Raw genomic sequence first — 17,909 nt, 5'->3', positions numbered from 1 at the left:
TTCCTGGTTCCGACTGTTGCGTGACCTTTCCTTTTGACCCTTCTGTCGCCTACAGGGCCTCGGCTGTTGAGTCCGATGGTCCGACTGGATCAGAGCCTGTTCTCGGCGGTGCTCTGAGAGAACAAGCTGTTTGGGTGGATGAGGCAGTTTGTATCGGCTGTCGTTACTGCTCTCACGTGGCTTCCAACACCTTTGTGATTGAGCCAAGCCTGGGGCGTTCTCGGGCGATTCGTCAGGATGGCGACAGTACATCCTGCATCCAAGAGGCGATCGAGACTTGCCCGGTGGATTGCATTCATTGGGTTGGCTTTGAGGAGCTTGATGGTCTCCGCGAGCGTCTTGAGGGCATGGAGATGTTGCCTTTGGGTTTGCCCTCTCCCTCACGGCACCGCCGGCAAAAGTTCTGATGGCGGCCGGCTTGCCCACCCGGCGTTTTGGGCGCACGGAGTTATCAATCCCGGTGCTTTCGCTTGGGGGTATGCGCTTTCAGCAGAGCTGGACCGATCTCCCTGCAGAAGAGATCAAGCCTGAGTCACAGAAGACGGTTGAAGCCACGCTGCAGAAAGCCGTGGATTGCGGTTTTCACCATGTGGAAACCGCCAGGCATTACGGCAGTTCCGAGCGCCAGATCGGCTGGGCGTTGCCGAAGGCTTGTGATCCGCAACGCCTTCTCCAGACCAAGGTGCCACCCCGTGAAGACCCGGCTGTGTTTGAACGAGAGCTTGAGCTCAGTGTGGAGCGCCTTGGTGGGGCCCGTCTTGATCTGCTGGCGATTCATGGAATCAACCTGTCAGAGCATCTCGACTGGACCATTCGGTCAGGGGGCTGTCTGGAGGTGGTGCGGCGCTGGCAAAGCGAGAACCGCATCGGTCATGTGGGTTTCTCCACCCACGGTCCAACGGACCTGATCCTGAAGGCGATCGCCACCGATCGTTTTGATTACGTCAATCTGCACTGGTACTTCATACGCCAGGACAACGATCTGGCCCTCACGGCTGCGAGGCGCCATGACATGGGTGTTTTCATCATCAGCCCTACCGATAAGGGCGGGCATCTGCATACTCCCTCGCCCAGGTTGGTGGAGCTTTGCGCACCCTTGCATCCGATCGTCTTCAACGATCTTTTTTGTCTCAGTGATCCCAGGGTGCATACGATCAGCGTTGGCCCTTCCCAACCAAGCGATCTTGATTTGCATCTAGAGGCGGTTGCCTTGCTTGATCAGGCTCCTGCTTTGATCCTGCCGATCATTGAGCGGCTCCAATCTGCAGCCCGCATGGCTCTCGGAGATGCCTGGTGTGAGACCTGGCAAGCCGGATTGCCGAGTTGGGAAGACACACCTGGCGAGATCAACCTGCCTGTGTTGCTCTGGTTGCACGGTTTGGTAGAAGCCTGGGGCTTAGAGGGCTATGCCAAGGCCCGCTACGGCCTGTTGGGTCAGGGGTCCCATTGGTTCCCTGGGGCGAATGCCGATCTGCTCGATCGGGATGTGAGTGAAGCCTGCTTAAGAGCTGCACTCACCAAGAGCCCCTGGGCTGATCAGATCCCAACCCTGTTGCGAGAGTTACGGCAACGGGTCGGCGGATGCGCGCAGCAGCGTCTGGCGCAGATCTGATGCATTGCCCTTCCCGTATTCAACCGCTGTTGGCGCCAAGGGGGAGCTTGGCAGGCAGTCCCACAGCCCGGGGATAGGTTTTGGGACAGGGGCCGGTCGCTTGCAGGCGCAAGAGATGGCGCATGCCTTTTCCCGCTGGCAGTTCCAGAGCATCACGCGCTCTGATCCGAGCTTTGAGGGGGGCCAAGGCTTGTTCCAGCTCCTGCTGATCGTTAACGCTCCAGCGGCCGCGATACAGGAGTGCCTCGCCCTCGTTGCGCAGCAGTGGCACCAGATATTCCGCCACCACAGGGGCCGCCGCTACGGCACGAGCCATGGCCAGGTCAAAGTGGCCGCGGCAGGAAGGATCGCGGCCTGTCAGCTCCACGCGCTCGGTACGAACGGTGACTCTGTCTTTGATGCCAATCGCCTCTGCCATGGCCAGGACTGCGGTGGTTTTTCGGCCGACCGAATCCACCAGAGTGAGTTGGGCCCCCGGCAGGGCAATGGCGACTGCTAGCCCAGGGAAGCCTCCACCGGTGCCCACATCGATACAGCGGCGAGGAGCTGTCGCAGTTTCCAGTTCCTGATGCAGGGGCCAGAGACTGTCAATGATCTGCGACACCCAAAAGTCTTCTCCCTCCAATAGCCGTGTCAGGTTGACGCGGGAATTCCAGCTCAGAAGTTCGCTCTGTAAGGTCTGGAACTGGAGGAGCTGCACCTCGTTTGGAGCCCAGCCCAAGGAGTTCCAAAGTTCAGGACCAGGAACACTAAAAAGGGACGTGGACGGCATGGAGCGCGAAGGACAAGTCTTCCTAGGATGACGCCTGGCCTCCCGCTTCGATGTGGCCTCTGCAGATCGGAGTGTGAGCACCCCACCGACTCATTACGAACGTCTTGGGGTATGGCCAGGAGCTGATAGCCACACACTGCGCCAGGCCTTCCGCAGCCGCAGCAAGGCGCTCCATCCTGATACCACCAGCCTGCCAGCCGCTGAGGCGGCGCGACAGTTCAGGCTGTTGCGCGAAGCCTATGACCAGTTGCAGGATCCCACCCGGCGGGCTGCCTATGACGCGTCCTTGCAGCAGCAGTGCCTTCAACAGCAGCAAGCAGCCGAGAAAGCTCAAGCGGCACCTCTCGCTAGTTCGGATGGTTGGGGTCGTGTCGGGGAACGTCGCCCTCTTTCCGGGGGGGAATGGTGGGCACTGTTGCTGTTGCTGCTGGCTCTGATCTTCTGCCTGTTGCTGGGCATCGGTGGTGCCTGGGCCCGAGGCTTGGAACTCCAGGTGCAACCCAGTTGGTTGGTGGCAGATCAGACTTCGGCTCAGCCTTTGATCAAGGTTCGCAGCGATGACCCCACTGCCACCGGGCCAGACACCACTCAATCGCCATTCACTCCGCTCACTTGAAGAATGGCTCAACGAACTCGGTGCCGTTCGCACGGAGTCAGACCCTTGCCTCTGGCATTGGCAACAACCCACATGGTCCGCTCAGATCCGTTTGGACCAGGAAGACCTTCTGGTGACCTGGGAACACACTGGCAGGCCCTGCCAACGCAGCTTCCCCTACGGACTGTCCCGATTGGATGTTGAGGCTGCCATGCGGGCAGGTCCCTGATGGCTTGCAATAAACAGTCTCAAGCGCAGCCGTTGATCCTCCAACCAGCTCGCTTTGATGAGCATGAATGGGTCACAAGGTGGCCTTTGGGATCCCCAATTCTTTGGGCTGCATTAGCGACAGACTTCACTGCGCTCGTCTGCTCCGGTGGAGAGAGGCCCGCAGTTGACCCAGCGCACCAGATTCAACTCCACATCAGTGAACAGAACAAGGATGCCTCCGCAGAGCAGGATGACTGCAAGGGTTGCCCATGTCTGTCGGCGGCTCATGCTCAGTTGCTTGCTTGGGTGAGTACTGCTTTGAACTTAGGGCCGAGATTCTGCTGTTGCCACTCACGTTGCAGGGTCTCTGCATTCAGTGGATTCAAGGGTGGCAGCTGTGCGAGGACCGGCACCTTCCCCAGCTGCTCCAGGGTGCGTGGGTTGTCGGCATGACAGGGGCCATTCAAGATGAGTCCCAGCACGGGAAGGTCCCGGCGCTTTAAGGCCTCGAGGCTGAGCAGAGTGTGATTGAGGGTGCCCAGGCCGCTGTGGGCCACCAGCACGATGGGCAGTCGCCAGCGTTCTAGCTGATCGATTTGCAACCAGTCGCGCGTGAGTGGCACCAGCAGCCCTCCCGCACATTCCACGACAAGTGGCGAGGTCACAGATGGGAGACGGAGATGGGCGGGATTGATCCGTTTGCTTTCGCGTTCCGCCGCCCAGTGAGGCGAGACGGGCGCTTGGAACACGTAGGCCTCCGGGATCCAGCGCTGCTCGGGCAGGTTCAGCAGCTTGATCACCTGCTGACGGTCACTGCCTTCGCTCAGACCACTTTGCACCGGTTTCCAGTAGCTCGCCCCCAGCCCCTGCACCAACAAGGCACTAGCCACCGTCTTGCCGACATCGGTGTCTGTCCCACAGACCACCAGCTGGAGGGGGGATTGTTCAGAGATGGTGGAGGTCATGGTGCTGTTCCGGAGTGTTCAAGCCATTCCTGCACGCGCAACAGCAGATCGGGTACGAGCAAGGCATGGCCACTGCCCTCCAGAGTCCAGATGCTGGGTTTGTGTTGGAGATGGTGCTGGAGATCTTCCAGCAGTTGCCGGCGTGCTTCGGCCACCACAATCGCGTCTGCGCCTGCATTCACCACCAGCACCCTGGCACCGGTGGGAAGACCAGAGGGAAGCGATGCGGTGTCACGGAGCTGTGTGAGATCCGCACGCAGTCGTTGTCTGCCTGCAGTCGAAAGCCCGTCGTGTACAGGGTTTGCTGGTAGCCCGCTTGCAGATTCAGGGGCTGCAGCCCGGTTGAGAAAGGTGTGAAGCATGGTCCTTTCTTGGTCTGTGCCGATGCAGTGGCCCATGCCGATCAGCCCGGTATGCAGGGCTCGTCCGGCTCGCCCTACAGGCACAAAACGGCTGAAGCAGGCCAGCAGCACCACGTCGGTTGACGCTCTGAGCACCGGTTCGGGCAGCAGATGGGGACCAAGAGAGTGGCCGATGATCACGCGGCGCTGTTGTTTGACCGGACTGCGATCGCTGCTCCAGGTGGGCATGAAGGGTGGACGTGACCCGTACCCCCTCTCTCCGTTTTGCCACGTCCACCCATGGTGTTGGAAGCGGCGCTGCCAAGGGCGCCATGCACGGCTGTCGCCGCTCCAACCATGCATGGCGATGACTTGTTTCATCGCAGTGTGATTGCGGTCATGGGGTAGCGGTCATTGAGCCTTCGCCAGGCAGTGCAGCAAGAGTTCCAAGGTGTCATCACTCTGCTGCCGATGCAGCACCAGGCGCAGCCTTGCACTGCCCTCCGGCACCGTGGGGGGACGGATGGCAATGCTGAGTAGGCCTGCCTGCTCCAGTTGTTGCTGCAGATTCAGGGCGGTTTGGTCATCGCCCACAAGCAACGGCAGGATCGGGCCACGCCCCCTTGGCCTTGGCCAGCCCGCAGTCGCGATGCGATCGCGCCAGTGCTCAGCACGCTCCACCAACTCCCTGCCCCAGTGGGGGTGAGCCTGGATGAGTTGGAGGGCCGCCAGGGCTGCAGCTGCCAGGGGGGGGGCTAGGGCTGTGGTGTAGCGGAATGCGCCGCTGCTTTGCAGCAGTTGATCTCCCACTTCGTCATCACAAGCGAGAAAGGCGCCGCCACTGCCGAATGCCTTGCCGAAGGTGCCGCTCACCATCGTGACGCCGTGATGGATGTGATCACTGGGCGGTGCAATGGTTGCCGCCAGTCCTTCTCCATTGGGCCCAAGGATTCCGAGGGCGTGTGCTTCATCGACGAGCAGCTTTGCGTCATGGGCACAGCAGAGCGCCACCATGCTCGCCAGATCCGGGCTGGTTCCCTCCATGCTGAACAGACTTTCGGTGATCACCAGCAGCGGCTGGGACGGCCTTGCCCTGCGAATGTTCTCGAGCTGAAGACTGAGATCTCCAAGGTTGTTATGGGCGAACCGCTTGAGCCGGGCACCGCTCGCTTGAACACCCACCAGTAGGGAGTGATGGATGAGCCGGTCGGCCAGCACCGTGGTGTGTCGATCCGTGAGGGCTGTCACCGCCGCCAGGTTTGCTTGAAAGCCACTGGGAAAGAGAAAGGCCCGTTTCCAGCCCAACCAGGACCCCAGAGCGGCTTCCAGCTCCTCATGGACCGGACGGCTACCGCTCACCAGACGCGAAGCACCGGCGCCGACCCCTTGATCCTTGATGGCCCGCCAGGCGGCCTGTTGCAGCAGGGGATGTCGGGCCAGATTGAGATAATCATTGCTCGCCAGATCAAGCAGGCCCTGATGGGATGGGTGGGTGCCGGAGGGTCGCAGGCGATCCGATCCGGGCTTGGGCACCCAGGTGCGCAGGTTGCGGCGGCGAGCGGGCGGGATGCTGGCCATCGATTCACTTTGGATCACGCCTGTCGGTGTGAGGCCATGGCCTCCCTAGGATCTTGGCCATGGCTGATCATGATTCACCCTCTGCGCAGTCTGCAATCAATGGGGTGATTGACCTCGAGCAGCTGTTTTCCTTCGCACTGGATGACTTCCAGCTTGAAGCGATCGATGCCCTCAATCAGGGACAGTCGGTCGTGGTGAGTGCTCCCACAGGCTCAGGAAAGACCTTGGTGGGTGAATATGCCATTCACCGCGCCATCGCGCACGGTCAGAAGGTGTTTTACACCACCCCTTTAAAAGCACTGTCCAATCAGAAATTACGGGATTTCCGCGAGCAGTTCGGTCAAGACAATGTTGGCCTGATGACCGGTGATTTGAGCGTCAATCGCGACGCCAGGGTCGTGGTGATGACAACCGAGATCTTCCGCAACATGCTCTATGCGGAAGTGGACAAGGGCAACGATCCCCTTGCTGATGTTGAGGCTGTGGTCCTCGACGAGTGCCATTACATGAATGACTCTCAGCGCGGCACCGTTTGGGAGGAATCGATCATTCATTGCCCGCCATCGGTCCAGTTGGTGGCGCTGTCAGCCACGGTCGCCAACGCAGGTCAACTCACCGATTGGATTGAGCGTGTTCACGGGCCGACAAGGCTCGTCTTGAGCGATTTCCGTCCGGTGCCGCTGCAGTTCAGCTTCTGCAGTGCCAAGGGATTGCATCCTTTGCTGAATGAAGCCGGTAATGGTTTGCATCCCAACTGCAAGGTGTGGCGTGCTCCCAAAGGTCACAAGCGCAAGGGTCGCTCCCCAAAACCACCGCAGCCAGAACCGCCACCGATCAGTTTCGTGGTGGCCCAGATGGCAGAGCGGGACATGCTTCCGGCGATCTATTTCATCTTCAGCCGGCGCGGATGCGATAAGGCTGTTCGCGATCTCGGCGTGCAGTGCCTCGTCTCGACAGAAGAACAAGCCCGGATCGCTGCGCGTTTGCGGGCCTATACCCTTGCCAACCCGGAAGCCGTGCGTGACGGGCTCCATGCCGATGCCCTGCTGAGAGGGATTGCTGCACACCATGCCGGTGTGCTTCCGGCTTGGAAAGAGTTGATTGAAGAGCTGTTTCAGCAGGGATTGGTGAAGGTGGTTTTTGCCACCGAAACCCTGGCTGCCGGCATCAATATGCCTGCCAGGAGCACTGTGATCGCTTCATTGTCGAAGCGCACAGAACGGGGCCATCGCCCCTTGATGGCCAGTGAATTTCTGCAGATGGCCGGTCGTGCGGGGCGCCGTGGTCTCGACTCCAAGGGTTATGTGGTCACTGTGCAAAGCCGCTTTGAGGGGGTCCGTGAGGCGGGGCAGTTGGCCACCAGCCCTGCGGATCCGCTGGTGAGTCAGTTCACCCCCAGCTATGGCATGGTGCTCAATCTGCTTGCCCGCCATGACCTCTCGAAGGCGCGGGAGTTGGTCGAGCGCAGCTTTGGGCGCTATCTGGCAAGCCTCGACTTGGTGGAGGAGGAGGAGATCCTCAATCAGTTGCGTCTTCAGCTCGGCCAACTCCAGGGCACCTCAGGAGATGTGCCTTGGGAAGACTTCGAGGATTATGAGAAACGGCGTGGACGCCTGCGCGAGGAGAGGAGACTGCTGCGCATCCTGCAGCAGCAGGCTGAGGAAACCTTGGCCAATGAACTCACCCTGGCGCTTCAGTTCGCCAGTACCGGAACGCTGGTGAGTCTGAAGGCCCCCCAACTGCGCGGTGGTGTCACCCCAGCGGTGATTGTTGACAAGCTCGATGGCCCGGGTCAGTTTCCATTGCTGCTCTGCCTGACGCACGACAATGTCTGGCTGTTGCTGCCCTGTCAGGCGGTCGTGAGTCTGCATGCAGAGCTCAGCTGCCTCCAGGTGGACAGTGTCATCGCTCCCGACCTCCATCGAGCTGGCGAGTTGCGTCATGGTGACCAGCAGAGCGGTGGTCTTGCTCTGGCAGTGGCGCATATGGCCCAACGCCATGACATGACAACGCCCCAATACGACCTGGCTGGTGAGGTGCTTTCCCAGGCCAGGCTGGTGAAGGAGTTGGAGGAGGATCTGGAGGCCCATCCCGCTCACCGCTGGGGTGATCGGCGTCAGCTCAAGAAGCATCGGCGGCGTATGGAAGAGCTAGAGATCGAGATCGGCGAACGCCAGCAGCTCTTGCATCATCGGGCCAATCGCCATTGGGACACCTTCCTGGCCCTGATCGAGATCCTTCAGCACTTTGGTTGTCTTGACGATCTTCAGCCCACGGAGATTGGCCGAACCGTTGCAGCCCTTCGGGGTGATAACGAGCTCTGGCTTGGTCTGGCCTTGATGAGCGGCCATCTGGATGATCTGCCGCCACAAGAGTTGGCAGCAGTGTTCGAGGCGATCAGCACTGAAGTGAACCGGCCGGATCTATGGAGTGGTTTCCCGCCCCCGCCGCGAGCTGAGGAGGCTTTACATGATCTGATGGGACTTCGCCGCGAACTGTTGCGGGCCCAGGAACGCTCCAACGTGGTGGTGCCTGTGTGGTGGGAGCCCGAGCTGATGGGGCTGGTCGAGGCGTGGGCCAATGGCTGCGCCTGGAATGACCTCATCGCTAACACCTCCTTGGATGAGGGCGATGTGGTGCGAATCATGCGGCGAACGGTGGATCTTTTGGCCCAGGTGCCCTACTGCGAAGCGATCAGCGAGCAGCTGCGCAGTCATGCCCGTCAGGCGCTGAGGGCGATCAACCGCTTCCCGGTGGCTGAAGCCGAGGATCTGCTCAAGACTGGTGAGGGACTCAATCCTGCGACTGAACGGGCAGCTTGACCAGCTTTCCCCTTAGCCGTGGGGGATGGTCATGGCGGCCGGATCGACGATGCGATCGAAGTCTTCGGCGCTGACATAGCCGAGCTCTAGGGCTGCATCGCGCAAACTTGAGCCCTGTTCATGGGCATATTTAGCGATAGCGCTGGCTTTGTCGTAGCCAATCACCGGTGCCAAGGGGGTCACCAGCATCAGCGACTGCTCAACGTCGCGTTGGATTCGGGTGTTGTTGGGCGTGATCCCTTCCACCATCGCGACCCGGAAGCAGCGGCTGGCATCCGTTAGCAACGTGATGGCCTGCAGCAGGTTGAAGCCGATCAGTGGTTTGTAGACGTTCATTTGTAGATGGCCACCGGCGCCTGCCATGGCCACCGCTGCATCCAGACCGATCACCTGGGTGCATACCATCGCCATGGCTTCACACTGCGTGGGGTTCACCTTGCCAGGCATGATCGAGCTCCCGGGCTCGTTCTCTGGGAGATGCAGTTCCGCCAGGCCGGCGCGGGGTCCGCAGGCAAGCAGGCGGATGTCGTTGGCGATCTTGAGCAGGCTCACAGCCAGCAGTCGGAGTTGCCCCATGGCGTTGACCAGGCCGTCATGGCTCGCCATCACGGCGAATTTGTTCGGTGCGGAGCTGAAAGGCAACCCCATCAGGCGGGCTAATTCCGCGGCGGCTTGGTCCGCATAGCCATCGGGGGCATTGAGGCCTGTGCCTACGGCGGTGCCCCCGAGCGGCAGCAACAGCACTTCCTTCAGGCTGGCGTTGATGCGCACAGACGCAGTGTTGATCTGATCTCGCCATGCGGAGGCCTCTTGCCCCAAGGTGAGAGGTACCGCGTCCTGGAGGTGCGTGCGGCCGATTTTCACGATGCTTCCCCAGGCCTCAGCTTTGGCCGCAAAGGTTTGGCTCAGCCGTTGTAGTTCAGGTAATAGACGGTGGCAGATCCCATCAGCTGCGGCGACGTGAATCGCTGCTGGGAAGGCGTCGTTGGTCGATTGCGACTTGTTGACGTGGTCATTGGGATGGACTGGTTGATGGCTGCCGAGCTCTTCTCCTGAGCTGCGTGCTGCCAGATTGCTGATCACCTCGTTGAGGTTCATGTTGGTCTGGGTCCCGCTGCCGGTCTGCCAGACCCGAAGAGGAAATTGATCGTCGTGTTGGCCTTCTGCAATGGCGGCAGCAGCGTCAACAATCAAATCGCGTTTCGCTTCGTCCAGGACACCAAGTTTGGTGTTGACGATGGCTGCCACCTGCTTGATCCTTGCCAGGGCATGGATCAGCTCAGTTGGCATCCTGTCGGCTGCAATGTCGAAGTTCTGCAGAGACCGTTGGGTTTGAGCGCCCCATAGGGCTTCAGCAGGCACCTCAACAGGCCCCATGCTGTCGGTTTCGACCCGTGTCGCTGCCACCATCAGTTCGTCTCGCCCCGCTGCGACGCACTTGCACACGTCTTCATCCTGCCAGCAGGGCTTGGACGACCGACTCTGGTGTTGGTCAGCTGTCTTCAGCTGTCTGGTCTAGGTCGCAGCACCAGCCAGGTCACAGCCGCTAAGCCTGACAGGCTCACGACCACGTAAATCCAGTCGGCATAGGGGGTCCAGAACATCGGCTGAGCGGGTGATCAGAGCCCCAGGCGTGACCAGATCACCCCTAGGTTGGCCTGGTGTAGATCGGTGCTGAAGCAGGCCGCCAGTTGTTCGGGATTGAGCTTGTTGGTCACATCGGGGTCGGCTTCTAAATTGCCGCGGAAATCACCACCGTCGGTGTTCCAGGCCGTATGGGCGTTGCGTTGCACGACCCGGTAGGCATCCTCACGGCTCATGCCGGCATCGACTAATCCAAGTAGGACTCGCTGGCTAAACACCACGCCGCCGTAGACGTTCATATTGCGGCGCATGTTGTCGGGATAGACCCCAAGTTGGGAGACGACGGCGGTCATCTCTCTCAGCATGAAGTGAAGGGTGACAGAGCAGTCGGGCAGCATCATCCGCTCGGTGGAACTGTGGCTGATGTCGCGTTCATGCCAGAGCGCCACGTTTTCCAGTGCTGCCACCACGTAGCTGCGCAGTACGCGCGCCAGACCGCTGATCCGCTCGCTGCGAATCGGATTGCGCTTGTGAGGCATGGCTGAACTGCCTTTCTGTCCCTTGGCGAAGCTCTCCTCCACCTCAAGCACGTCAGTGCGTTGCAGGTTGCGGATCTCGGTGGCGAATCGGTCGAGAGACGCTCCCACCAGTGCGAGTGTCTGCACGTAATCGGCATGGCGATCGCGTGAGATCACCTGAGTGCTGGCGGTGTCTGGGGTGAGGTCCAGCCGCTCGCAAGTCAGGCGCTCCACTTCAGGGTCGGTATTGGCGTAGGTGCCCATGGCACCGCTGATCTGGCCGACGGCCACATCACGCTCAAGTCGCTCAAGCCGCTCTGCGTTGCGGCGGGTCTCCGCTAGCCAGCCAGCCAGTTTGAAACCAAAGGTGATCGGTTCGCCATGAATGGCGTGGGAGCGACCGATCATCACGGTGGCCTTGTGGGCGATCGCCAGCTTGGCGATCGCCTGATCCAGATCGGCGAGTTCCTTTCGCAGCAAGCCAACCGATGCCTTGAGCTGCAAGGCAACGCCGGTATCCAGCACGTCGCTGCTGGTCATGCCGACATGAATGAAGCGTCCTGCATCACCCACGTGCTCGTTCACATTCGTGAGGAAGGCAATCACATCGTGACGAACCTCCGCCTCGATCTCGAGGATCCGCTCCGGCTCGAAGGCGGCCTTGGTCCTGATCTCCTCCATCGCGTCCTCAGGCACGCGCCCGAGGCTGCAGTTCGCTTCACAAGCGGCCACTTCAACGTCGAGCCAGCTCTGGTATTTGGCTTTATCAGTCCAGAGGTTGCCCATTTCGGGCAGGGTGTATCTCTCGATCAAGGCCAGCGCGTGGCAACGACGTCACCAATGTATGGCCCTGCCTTCAGGCTGAATGCAGCCGCTGGTGCTCCACTTCCCACTGCACATGCTGGCCCCAGGCCTGCTGCCGCACTAGGCAACGACCGCCACGGCAGTGGATGACCTGAAAGGGAGGAAGGTCTGAGGGATGGTTATCGAGGGTCACGAAACTACCGGGGTGCAGCAGTTCGAACACGTCGTGCTTTGGAGCTGGGGAGACGGCGCTGAGAACGCGTTCAGCCCGGTTTCGGCCGTGGCGATGGCTGCGGGGAGGCTGACTAGCTGACACGTCCCGATGGGCGGATTGGGTTGATCTTCCCGGAGGTCATCCAGGCTTTGGACTTACCCCCCGGATTTGTTCGGTTTTCCCCTCTGCTTTTATGACGAAATGGCACATAAGACCCGTTTGGACCAGCATTTGCTGACGCTGGGCCTGGTGCCAACCAGGCAGCAGGCTCAGTTGTTGATTCGTGCAGGCAAGGTTCGTGATGGAAGCGGGCTGCTGCTGGATAAGCCTGGCCAGCAGGTGGCCATGGATCTCACGGTGACTGTGGAGCAACCCCCACGTTTTGTCTCCCGTGGAGGAGAGAAATTGCTGAAGGGGCTCGAGGTGTTTCCTCTGACAGTTGAGGGTCGCGTTTGTCTGGATGGTGGGATCTCTACCGGTGGATTCACCGATTGCCTTTTGCAGCACGGTGCGCGTCGGGTCTATGGAATTGATGTGGGCTATGGCCAGACGGCCTGGAGCCTGCGCACCGACCCCAGGGTGGTGCTGCGAGAACGCACCAATCTGCGCAGGCTCACCCCCGAAGAGATGTATGGACCTGATGATCCCCGCCCCGACTTTGCGGTAGCGGATGTCTCTTTCATTTCGCTAGGTCTGGTGATGCCAGCGATTCAGGCCTTGCTTGCCCCTTCGGAAGCCGAAGCCGTGCTGCTGGTGAAACCCCAGTTTGAAGTGGGTCGTGAACGGGTGGGGAAGGGAGGAGTCGTCAGAGATCCTGGGGCCCATCGCGATGCTTTGCGTGGAGTGATTCAGGCTGCATCTGGTCTCGCTTGGCAGGCTTACGGACTCGTTGGCTCGCCCATTACCGGACCGGCCGGCAATCACGAATATCTGCTCTGGTTGCGCGCCGGGCGCCCGGATCTGGTCTGGTTGTCTGGTTCACGCAAGGGTCAAGCTGTGACCGAGGTCGATGACACAGACATCGCCAGAGTGGTGACTACCACCCTGGCGAAGGCTGAATGAAGTCATCCGAGCGGGTGGACGTGTCGTCAGAGAGCGGTGCCGTCGCGCTCACCAGTGCGGATTCTCAACACGCTGTCGACTGGGGAAATGAAGATCTTGCCGTCGCCGATCTCTCCTGTTTTGGCGGCCTCAGCAATGGCGTTCACGACAGCCTCAACATTGCTGTCATCGATCACAACCTCGATCTTCAGTTTCTGTAGGAATTCAACGGTGAATTCAGATCCGCGGTAGCGCTCCACCTGGCCTTTCTGGCGTCCGAAGCCGCGTACTTCGCTCACGGTCATGCCAACGATGCCGGCGTTGACCAGGGCGAGTTTGACGTCCTCAAGCTTGAAGGGGCGAATGATGGCCTCGACTTTTTTCATGGACGGCGATCGATAATTTCGAGTGTTAAAAGTGTGTCAGAAAAGGCCTGCTTTCGGTAGAGCCTGCACCGGAAGATATTGCAGGATGAATTGAAAAGGTCTCTCTGAGGTTTCGCCCATTAGGACTCAGCCTCGGAGAGAGGATTGTGCTGGCTGCTACTGATTCAGGAGTCCAAGCTGCTCTGGGCCTCTTGGCGGCGATGGTGATACACGCTGCCTCGGTAATGGAGCTCTACGCGTGGATCGGGCGCTGCCGCGTCGTGTCGCAGAGGAGCTTCGTAGTGCAGGCCACGGTAGGTGTGATCAACCTTGGCTCTGCTGGCCTGTTCGTGCTTGCTGGGGTCGTACTGGATCCCGCGATAGGTGCGCAGTTGAGTGGTCATGGTGGGCAACTCGAAGGGATGAACCTTGTCCCGGCTTTGGCCGGGTCCGCTTCGAAAGAAGGAGCGTTGCTTCGCCTTGCGGACGGGCTACTTCCTGCTGGTGGGTCGGTGCAAAGCACCGCTGGAGCTCAACGTTTTGTCCTTCTTTAACATTTTATCGAGATGCCGCTGTTCATGGTGAACATTTGATCATTCCTTCATGGATATTTCCTGAAGGAATGTGGTGGCGGTGGGCTTGCCCTGAGCCTTAGTGTTCGACTTGTCTGTTGCCGACCTGTGAGCCAAGTCGTCCCTGATGCCACGCGCACGCCTCTATATGGGGAGAGGTCGATTGCCGATGCAGAACTGATCTGCTTTGAGAACCCTCGCCCAGGACGGCCCTACGAGGTCTCGATCGAACTGCCAGAGTTCACCTGCCTGTGTCCGTTTTCGGGGTATCCCGATTTCGCTGTGCTCCGGTTGCTCTATCAACCGGGGCCGAAAGTGGTTGAGCTCAAGGCGATCAAGCTCTATGTCAATAGTTACCGCAACCGGACGATTTCCCATGAGGAAGTAGCCAATCGGATCCTGGATGATCTTGTGGTGGCCTGTGAGCCGGTGTGGATGCAGCTCGAAGCCGATTTCAATCCCAGAGGCAATGTGCACACGGTTGTGCGTGTCACGCACGGATTTCGTCAGCCCTGCTAAGCAAAGTGGGGAACTCCTGCGCAAAGCCGCTCAGATTGCGGTTGCAAAGTCCTGCGATGTGTAATTTCTGATGCTTGGGGTCTTCCACGGCCCAAAGTTGACGGGTGGCTACCAGGCTCAGGCCCCCCCCCAGAAGGGTGATGGCGAAGCCGGAGTAAACCAGGGGCACCCCAGGGTCGCGCTTCAGCAACAGTCCGCTCGCGGGCATCACCTCGACCACCCTCAAGGGCAGGCCATTGACTTCGACGGAGGAACCACCTGGGCGAAGGTTGGTGATCAGCTCGCCGCCCTCCCCGAACACCTGAACCGGCCCGGCTTCGCTCCCTAAGGTTAGGAGCACAGGTTCGCTCCCATCGGGGCGGGTTGGTAGGACAAGGCCCCAGAGCTGGTCTCCGAGCTCAGGGAAGTTCTGGAGTGGCAGTTGCAGCAGGGGGCTTCGGCCCAGCTGAACTGTGATTGTGGCGAGGGACCAATCCGCTTGATAAACGGTCATGCCGCGATATCGCAGCGGGTGATTGACACTGATTTCTTTGAAAACCGCCTCCTGATCCCCTGGGGGTTGAAGCGAGAGTTGGGAACGAAACTGTTCGGTTCGTCCCGCCGGGTCACGTTCAATCGTGAATTGATCGAGCCTGAGCGTGAGCTGGCTGTTACCGGACCTGTCGAGAAGGTCAAGGCTGCGGCCTGGCGCCAGAAACCGTTCCAGTCGATTGCCTCCGAGGGACCCCCAGGCCGCCCCGAGCATCAGCAGGACCATCCCGGTATGCACCAGGAGAGGCCCTACGCGGCCCACCACCCCACGCCGGGCTGCCAGCCGACCTTGCTGTTCCTGAACCTGCCATCCCTGCGCTCGCAAGCTGGTCGCCAGATTGGTGATCCCCTTCTTCGGATCAGGGCTGCTCACCGTTTCGGCGAGCGCCATTTTGCTGAGTTGTCGGGGTTCGCGGTAGTCGATCCAGCGCAGGGCGGATTGCAGTGCAGGCCATTGACGCCGCCAGCTGCAGAGCATGAGCGCCACACCGAGCCAGCCAAGGAGGCCTAGGAACCAACCACTCGAATAGACATGATCCAGCTGCAATTGCAGCATGCGCTCGCCGTTGATCACTCCCAGCCAAGGGTCGGCATTGAATCGCTCCAGATAGAGAGCAGGGTCTTCCCCCTGGGGAAGGATGGTGCCGATGGCGCTAGCGCTGGCAATGAGCAAAAGGAGAAGGATGGCCAGCCGCAGGTCGGAGAGCAGGGCTGCGAGGCGTCGGAGCAGTGTCATCGATCAGCTCCAGCGGGCCAGAAGGGTGAGCATGCCAGTGCAGATCAACACCACACCACTGATGGGTGGAACCCATCGGCCGATCGGTCTCAATGCCAGCAGCTTGGGCACACTGGCGGCAGCACTGCCGGCGACCAGCAAGGGCAGCACTTGGCCGACCCCGAAGCTTGTGAGGAGCAGCACGCCCACGAGTGGTCTGCCGCTTGTGGCAATCCAGCCCAGCAACACCGCCAGCACAGGCGTTGTACAGGGCGACGCTGCTAAGCCGAAGGCGAGTCCGGCTGCGATCGGTGCCAGGGGGGCTGGCACTCGCTCAGTCCAGCGGATTGGATCCGGGCCTGAAGGAAGGGGGAGCCGAACCAGGCCAAGCAAATTGAGTCCCATCACCACCGCCAGCAGGCCGACGAGGCTTGGCACCACATCCGGTACCTGGCCATAGATGCGGCCCACAAGTCCGCTGAGGCTGCCCAGCACGACCAAGGCACCCACGATGCCCGAGCAAAACAGCAGGCTGCGTTGCCAGCCTGGCTGCTGGCCCTTGAAGCCAGCAAGATAGGCAAGGGTCACCGGAAGCAAGGAGAGCGAACAAGGCCCCAGGCTGGTGAGAGCACCGCCCGCAAAGACAAGCCCGATGGTGAGGAGACCGGGCTGATTGAGCGCCTGGGTGAGCAGCTGCTCACTGCTGCGCGCCAGATCCGACAGATCCAGGGAAGCAATCGCCAGGAGGGAAACGTGAATGGTCGCTGCCGGAGCATCCGGAGTGCGCTTGATGGATCACCCTATCGACTTGGCGCCAGGTGCTGATTGGAGCGCTCGTTGGCTCGCCTCGGTCGGCGTCCTCCCACGAGACTGGTGGATTCAAGCGAACAGCGGATCAGAAGGCCTGCCACCAGAAGGCTGGAGAGCAGAGAGTTGCCTCCGTAACTCACCATCGGTAATGGCAGCCCCGTTGTCGGCATGGCACCAGAAGCAACGGCAAGATTCATCAAGGATTGGCCGATCAAGAGGGTGGTGCAGCCAATGGCGGTGAGCCTCGTCTGATTGCTGCGGCAACGCAGGGCAACGCGCAGCCCAAGAAATGCCACCAGCATCAAGAACAGCAGCAGCATGACTGATCCGATGAATCCGAATTCTTCGGCATAGACAGCGAAGATGAAATCGGTGCTCTGAATGGGCAGGTACTGCAGTTTCTGGGTGGACAGTCCGAAGCCTTGGCCGACAATGCCTCCGGAACCGATCGCCAGAAGGCTCTGGACCAGTTGGTAACCATCGCCCTGGGGGTCTTGCCACGGGTTGAGGAAGGAGACCACCCTCAGCCGCTGGTATTCGTTGATCATGATGCTGCTGACCCCGAGTGCAGCGCCGACCAGTGCTGTTCCAAACAGGCTGCGAAGACGAAGGCCGGCAGAAAAAGCCATGAGCCAGAGCAGGAGTCCCGTCAGAGCCGCTGTACTCAGATTCGGTTGTTTGAGAATCAGCAGTATCAGAGCCCCGAAGCTGCCTAGCCAGAGCAACTTCTGATCCACAGCACTGCGTTTCCAGTGCGCAAATAAGTTGGCTGCCTGCAGTACCACGAAGGGTTTCACCAGCTCGGATGGCTGAATCTGCATCGGACCGATCGGTAGCCAGCGGCTAGCGCCATTGACTGGGTCCCCAAAAAGAAGCGTGGCGGCCACCAGTAGACAGCCGATCCACACAGCTGGGCCGGCCACTTTCATCCAACGTCGTAGGTCGGTGCTCACAGCAAGACTGAGGAGGCCCCAGCTTGCGACCATCCAGATCACTTGTCTTTTGAGGTAATAGGCCCCTTCTCCCATCTCACGACTGGCAACCCACCAACTGGCAGAACCCAGGATGAGAAGTCCTGCAACGCTCCAGATCAGCGTGAGAGTCAGTAGCAGGCGCGCTTCGGCAGGCCAGAGAGACCAGTCAAGGGGCAGCATGCGGGACCAGATGCTGCTGGCCTTTGGCACCGCATCTGCTGCGGCGCTGATCCGAGCCTGTCGCGAGGAAGCCCTCCGTCGGGAGTTCAAGCTTTTGCGGGACAAAGACTCAGGATCTGATTCAGTCCATTCAGCCGTTTTAAACCGTGTTTGCCAAGGCATGGAAGCAAAAAAAAGCCCGGTCATT

21 protein-coding genes are annotated in these 17,909 nt (G+C 60.2%); 7 read left to right on the top strand and 14 right to left on the bottom strand.

Annotated elements, in window-relative coordinates; all coding sequences use genetic code 11:
• Window positions 1-20: 20 nt before the first annotated feature.
• Window positions 21-407, top strand: coding sequence for a ferredoxin (locus tag SIB72_RS01555; protein WP_115120500.1), 387 nt, complete (start codon window positions 21-23; stop codon window positions 405-407).
• Complete coding sequence (locus tag SIB72_RS01550) at window positions 407-1,612, top strand: aldo/keto reductase (protein WP_413744384.1); 1,206 nt, start codon at window positions 407-409, stop codon at window positions 1,610-1,612. The genes SIB72_RS01555 and SIB72_RS01550 overlap by 1 nt, the downstream gene beginning before the upstream one ends.
• Before the next feature lie 19 nt (window positions 1,613-1,631).
• Here the strand turns inward: SIB72_RS01550 and rsmG are convergent, their stop codons facing one another.
• Window positions 1,632-2,384 (bottom strand): 16S rRNA (guanine(527)-N(7))-methyltransferase RsmG, encoded by a 753-nt coding sequence (gene rsmG / locus SIB72_RS01545; protein WP_413744383.1) that lies wholly within the window; start codon window positions 2,382-2,384, stop codon window positions 1,632-1,634.
• Window positions 2,385-2,457: 73 nt separating this feature from the next.
• Here rsmG and SIB72_RS01540 point away from each other — a divergent pair, with 73 nt between their 5' ends.
• Window positions 2,458-3,000: a J domain-containing protein gene (locus tag SIB72_RS01540; RefSeq protein ID WP_413744382.1), complete on the top strand. Its 543-nt coding sequence runs from the start codon at window positions 2,458-2,460 to the stop codon at window positions 2,998-3,000.
• The gene (locus SIB72_RS01535; RefSeq protein ID WP_115120497.1) at window positions 2,942-3,208 is read left to right on the top strand and encodes a DUF3143 domain-containing protein; all 267 of its coding nucleotides are present in this window, start codon (window positions 2,942-2,944) and stop codon (window positions 3,206-3,208) included. Before SIB72_RS01540 ends, SIB72_RS01535 begins: the two co-directional genes overlap by 59 nt.
• 113 nt (window positions 3,209-3,321) lie before the next feature.
• On the opposite strand, the gene SIB72_RS01530 is transcribed toward SIB72_RS01535, so the two are convergent.
• Genes SIB72_RS01530 through SIB72_RS01515 form a run of 4 tightly spaced genes read right to left on the bottom strand, consistent with a single transcriptional unit; the run spans window position 3,322 to window position 6,073 of the window.
• A complete protein-coding gene (locus tag SIB72_RS01530; RefSeq protein WP_413744381.1) occupies window positions 3,322-3,477 on the bottom strand; it encodes a hypothetical protein in 156 nt (51 codons plus the stop codon).
• Between the two features lie 2 nt (window positions 3,478-3,479).
• Entirely contained in the window at window positions 3,480-4,154 is a 675-nt protein-coding gene (gene bioD, locus SIB72_RS01525) for a dethiobiotin synthase (protein WP_413744380.1), read from the bottom strand.
• On the bottom strand, window positions 4,151-4,876 hold the full coding sequence (locus SIB72_RS01520) for an alpha/beta hydrolase (protein WP_413744379.1): 726 nt from the start codon (window positions 4,874-4,876) through the stop codon (window positions 4,151-4,153). Before SIB72_RS01520 ends, bioD begins: the two co-directional genes overlap by 4 nt.
• Before the next feature lie 30 nt (window positions 4,877-4,906).
• Entirely contained in the window at window positions 4,907-6,073 is a 1,167-nt protein-coding gene (locus SIB72_RS01515) for an aminotransferase class I/II-fold pyridoxal phosphate-dependent enzyme (protein ID WP_413744378.1), read from the bottom strand.
• A 59-nt stretch (window positions 6,074-6,132) separates the two neighbouring features.
• Between SIB72_RS01515 and SIB72_RS01510 the strand changes: the two genes are divergently transcribed.
• Window positions 6,133-8,895, top strand: coding sequence for a DEAD/DEAH box helicase (locus SIB72_RS01510; RefSeq protein ID WP_413744377.1), 2,763 nt, complete (start codon window positions 6,133-6,135; stop codon window positions 8,893-8,895).
• 12 nt (window positions 8,896-8,907) lie between these two features.
• Here the strand turns inward: SIB72_RS01510 and fumC are convergent, their stop codons facing one another.
• From fumC to SIB72_RS01490, 4 genes are all read right to left on the bottom strand, one after another.
• On the bottom strand, window positions 8,908-10,305 hold the full coding sequence (gene fumC, locus SIB72_RS01505) for a class II fumarate hydratase (RefSeq protein WP_413744376.1): 1,398 nt from the start codon (window positions 10,303-10,305) through the stop codon (window positions 8,908-8,910).
• A gap of 92 nt (window positions 10,306-10,397) precedes the next feature.
• On the bottom strand, window positions 10,398-10,499 hold the full coding sequence (locus tag SIB72_RS01500; RefSeq protein WP_115120492.1) for an adenylosuccinate lyase: 102 nt from the start codon (window positions 10,497-10,499) through the stop codon (window positions 10,398-10,400).
• 15 nt (window positions 10,500-10,514) lie between these two features.
• Window positions 10,515-11,810, bottom strand: coding sequence for an adenylosuccinate lyase (gene purB / locus SIB72_RS01495; protein WP_413744375.1), 1,296 nt, complete (start codon window positions 11,808-11,810; stop codon window positions 10,515-10,517).
• 43 nt (window positions 11,811-11,853) lie between these two features.
• Window positions 11,854-12,117: a hypothetical protein gene (locus SIB72_RS01490; protein WP_115019564.1), complete on the bottom strand. Its 264-nt coding sequence runs from the start codon at window positions 12,115-12,117 to the stop codon at window positions 11,854-11,856.
• Between the two features lie 99 nt (window positions 12,118-12,216).
• Between SIB72_RS01490 and SIB72_RS01485 the strand changes: the two genes are divergently transcribed.
• Complete coding sequence (locus SIB72_RS01485; protein ID WP_115120544.1) at window positions 12,217-13,077, top strand: TlyA family RNA methyltransferase; 861 nt, start codon at window positions 12,217-12,219, stop codon at window positions 13,075-13,077.
• A gap of 26 nt (window positions 13,078-13,103) precedes the next feature.
• Here SIB72_RS01485 and SIB72_RS01480 read toward each other — a convergent pair whose 3' ends face one another.
• Both SIB72_RS01480 and SIB72_RS01475 read right to left on the bottom strand, forming a co-directional pair.
• Window positions 13,104-13,442, bottom strand: a complete 339-nt coding sequence (locus SIB72_RS01480) for a P-II family nitrogen regulator (RefSeq protein WP_115019558.1) — start codon at window positions 13,440-13,442, stop codon at window positions 13,104-13,106.
• Window positions 13,443-13,606: 164 nt separating this feature from the next.
• The gene (locus tag SIB72_RS01475) at window positions 13,607-13,825 is read right to left on the bottom strand and encodes a DUF4278 domain-containing protein (protein WP_413744374.1); all 219 of its coding nucleotides are present in this window, start codon (window positions 13,823-13,825) and stop codon (window positions 13,607-13,609) included.
• 276 nt (window positions 13,826-14,101) lie between these two features.
• Between SIB72_RS01475 and queF the strand changes: the two genes are divergently transcribed.
• Window positions 14,102-14,512: a preQ(1) synthase gene (queF, locus tag SIB72_RS01470; protein ID WP_413744373.1), complete on the top strand. Its 411-nt coding sequence runs from the start codon at window positions 14,102-14,104 to the stop codon at window positions 14,510-14,512.
• On the opposite strand, the gene SIB72_RS01465 is transcribed toward queF, so the two are convergent.
• The 3 genes from SIB72_RS01465 to SIB72_RS01455 all read right to left on the bottom strand — a co-directional run bounded on the left by SIB72_RS01465 (window position 14,484) and on the right by SIB72_RS01455 (window position 17,722).
• Window positions 14,484-15,779 (bottom strand): cytochrome c biogenesis protein ResB, encoded by a 1,296-nt coding sequence (locus tag SIB72_RS01465; protein WP_413744372.1) that lies wholly within the window; start codon window positions 15,777-15,779, stop codon window positions 14,484-14,486. The two genes, queF and SIB72_RS01465, sit on opposite strands and share 29 nt — an antisense overlap.
• A gap of 3 nt (window positions 15,780-15,782) precedes the next feature.
• Complete coding sequence (locus SIB72_RS01460) at window positions 15,783-16,451, bottom strand: cytochrome c biogenesis CcdA family protein (RefSeq protein ID WP_413745156.1); 669 nt, start codon at window positions 16,449-16,451, stop codon at window positions 15,783-15,785.
• Window positions 16,452-16,558: 107 nt separating this feature from the next.
• Complete coding sequence (locus tag SIB72_RS01455) at window positions 16,559-17,722, bottom strand: FtsW/RodA/SpoVE family cell cycle protein (RefSeq protein WP_413744371.1); 1,164 nt, start codon at window positions 17,720-17,722, stop codon at window positions 16,559-16,561.
• Between the last annotated feature and the right edge of the window lie 187 nt (window positions 17,723-17,909).

The sequence above is a fragment of the Synechococcus sp. MIT S9451 genome (genome assembly GCF_047304725.1).
GTDB lineage: Bacteria > Cyanobacteriota > Cyanobacteriia > PCC-6307 > Cyanobiaceae > Synechococcus_C.
The sequence above is the reverse complement of the archived record's forward strand: the minus strand, read 5'-3'. Positions and strand labels throughout refer to the sequence as shown.

What these genes read in the sequence shown, in the direction of transcription:
- SIB72_RS01550 (WP_413744384.1), top strand. Translation starts at nt 407, where the DNA reads ATGGCGGCCGGCTTGCCCACCCGGCGTTTTGGGCGCACGGAGTTATCA.
- rsmG (WP_413744383.1), bottom strand. Translation starts at nt 2,384, where the DNA reads ATGCCGTCCACGTCCCTTTTTAGTGTTCCTGGTCCTGAACTTTGGAAC.
- SIB72_RS01535 (WP_115120497.1), top strand. Translation starts at nt 2,942, where the DNA reads ATGACCCCACTGCCACCGGGCCAGACACCACTCAATCGCCATTCACTC.
- SIB72_RS01530 (WP_413744381.1), bottom strand. Translation starts at nt 3,477, where the DNA reads ATGAGCCGCCGACAGACATGGGCAACCCTTGCAGTCATCCTGCTCTGC.
- bioD (WP_413744380.1), bottom strand. Translation starts at nt 4,154, where the DNA reads ATGACCTCCACCATCTCTGAACAATCCCCCCTCCAGCTGGTGGTCTGT.
- SIB72_RS01520 (WP_413744379.1), bottom strand. Translation starts at nt 4,876, where the DNA reads ATGAAACAAGTCATCGCCATGCATGGTTGGAGCGGCGACAGCCGTGCA.
- SIB72_RS01515 (WP_413744378.1), bottom strand. Translation starts at nt 6,073, where the DNA reads ATGGCCAGCATCCCGCCCGCTCGCCGCCGCAACCTGCGCACCTGGGTG.
- SIB72_RS01510 (WP_413744377.1), top strand. Translation starts at nt 6,133, where the DNA reads ATGGCTGATCATGATTCACCCTCTGCGCAGTCTGCAATCAATGGGGTG.
- fumC (WP_413744376.1), bottom strand. Translation starts at nt 10,305, where the DNA reads ATGGTGGCAGCGACACGGGTCGAAACCGACAGCATGGGGCCTGTTGAG.
- SIB72_RS01500 (WP_115120492.1), bottom strand. Translation starts at nt 10,499, where the DNA reads ATGTTCTGGACCCCCTATGCCGACTGGATTTACGTGGTCGTGAGCCTG.
- SIB72_RS01485 (WP_115120544.1), top strand. Translation starts at nt 12,217, where the DNA reads ATGGCACATAAGACCCGTTTGGACCAGCATTTGCTGACGCTGGGCCTG.
- SIB72_RS01480 (WP_115019558.1), bottom strand. Translation starts at nt 13,442, where the DNA reads ATGAAAAAAGTCGAGGCCATCATTCGCCCCTTCAAGCTTGAGGACGTC.
- SIB72_RS01475 (WP_413744374.1), bottom strand. Translation starts at nt 13,825, where the DNA reads ATGACCACTCAACTGCGCACCTATCGCGGGATCCAGTACGACCCCAGC.
- SIB72_RS01465 (WP_413744372.1), bottom strand. Translation starts at nt 15,779, where the DNA reads ATGACACTGCTCCGACGCCTCGCAGCCCTGCTCTCCGACCTGCGGCTG.
- SIB72_RS01455 (WP_413744371.1), bottom strand. Translation starts at nt 17,722, where the DNA reads ATGCTGCCCCTTGACTGGTCTCTCTGGCCTGCCGAAGCGCGCCTGCTA.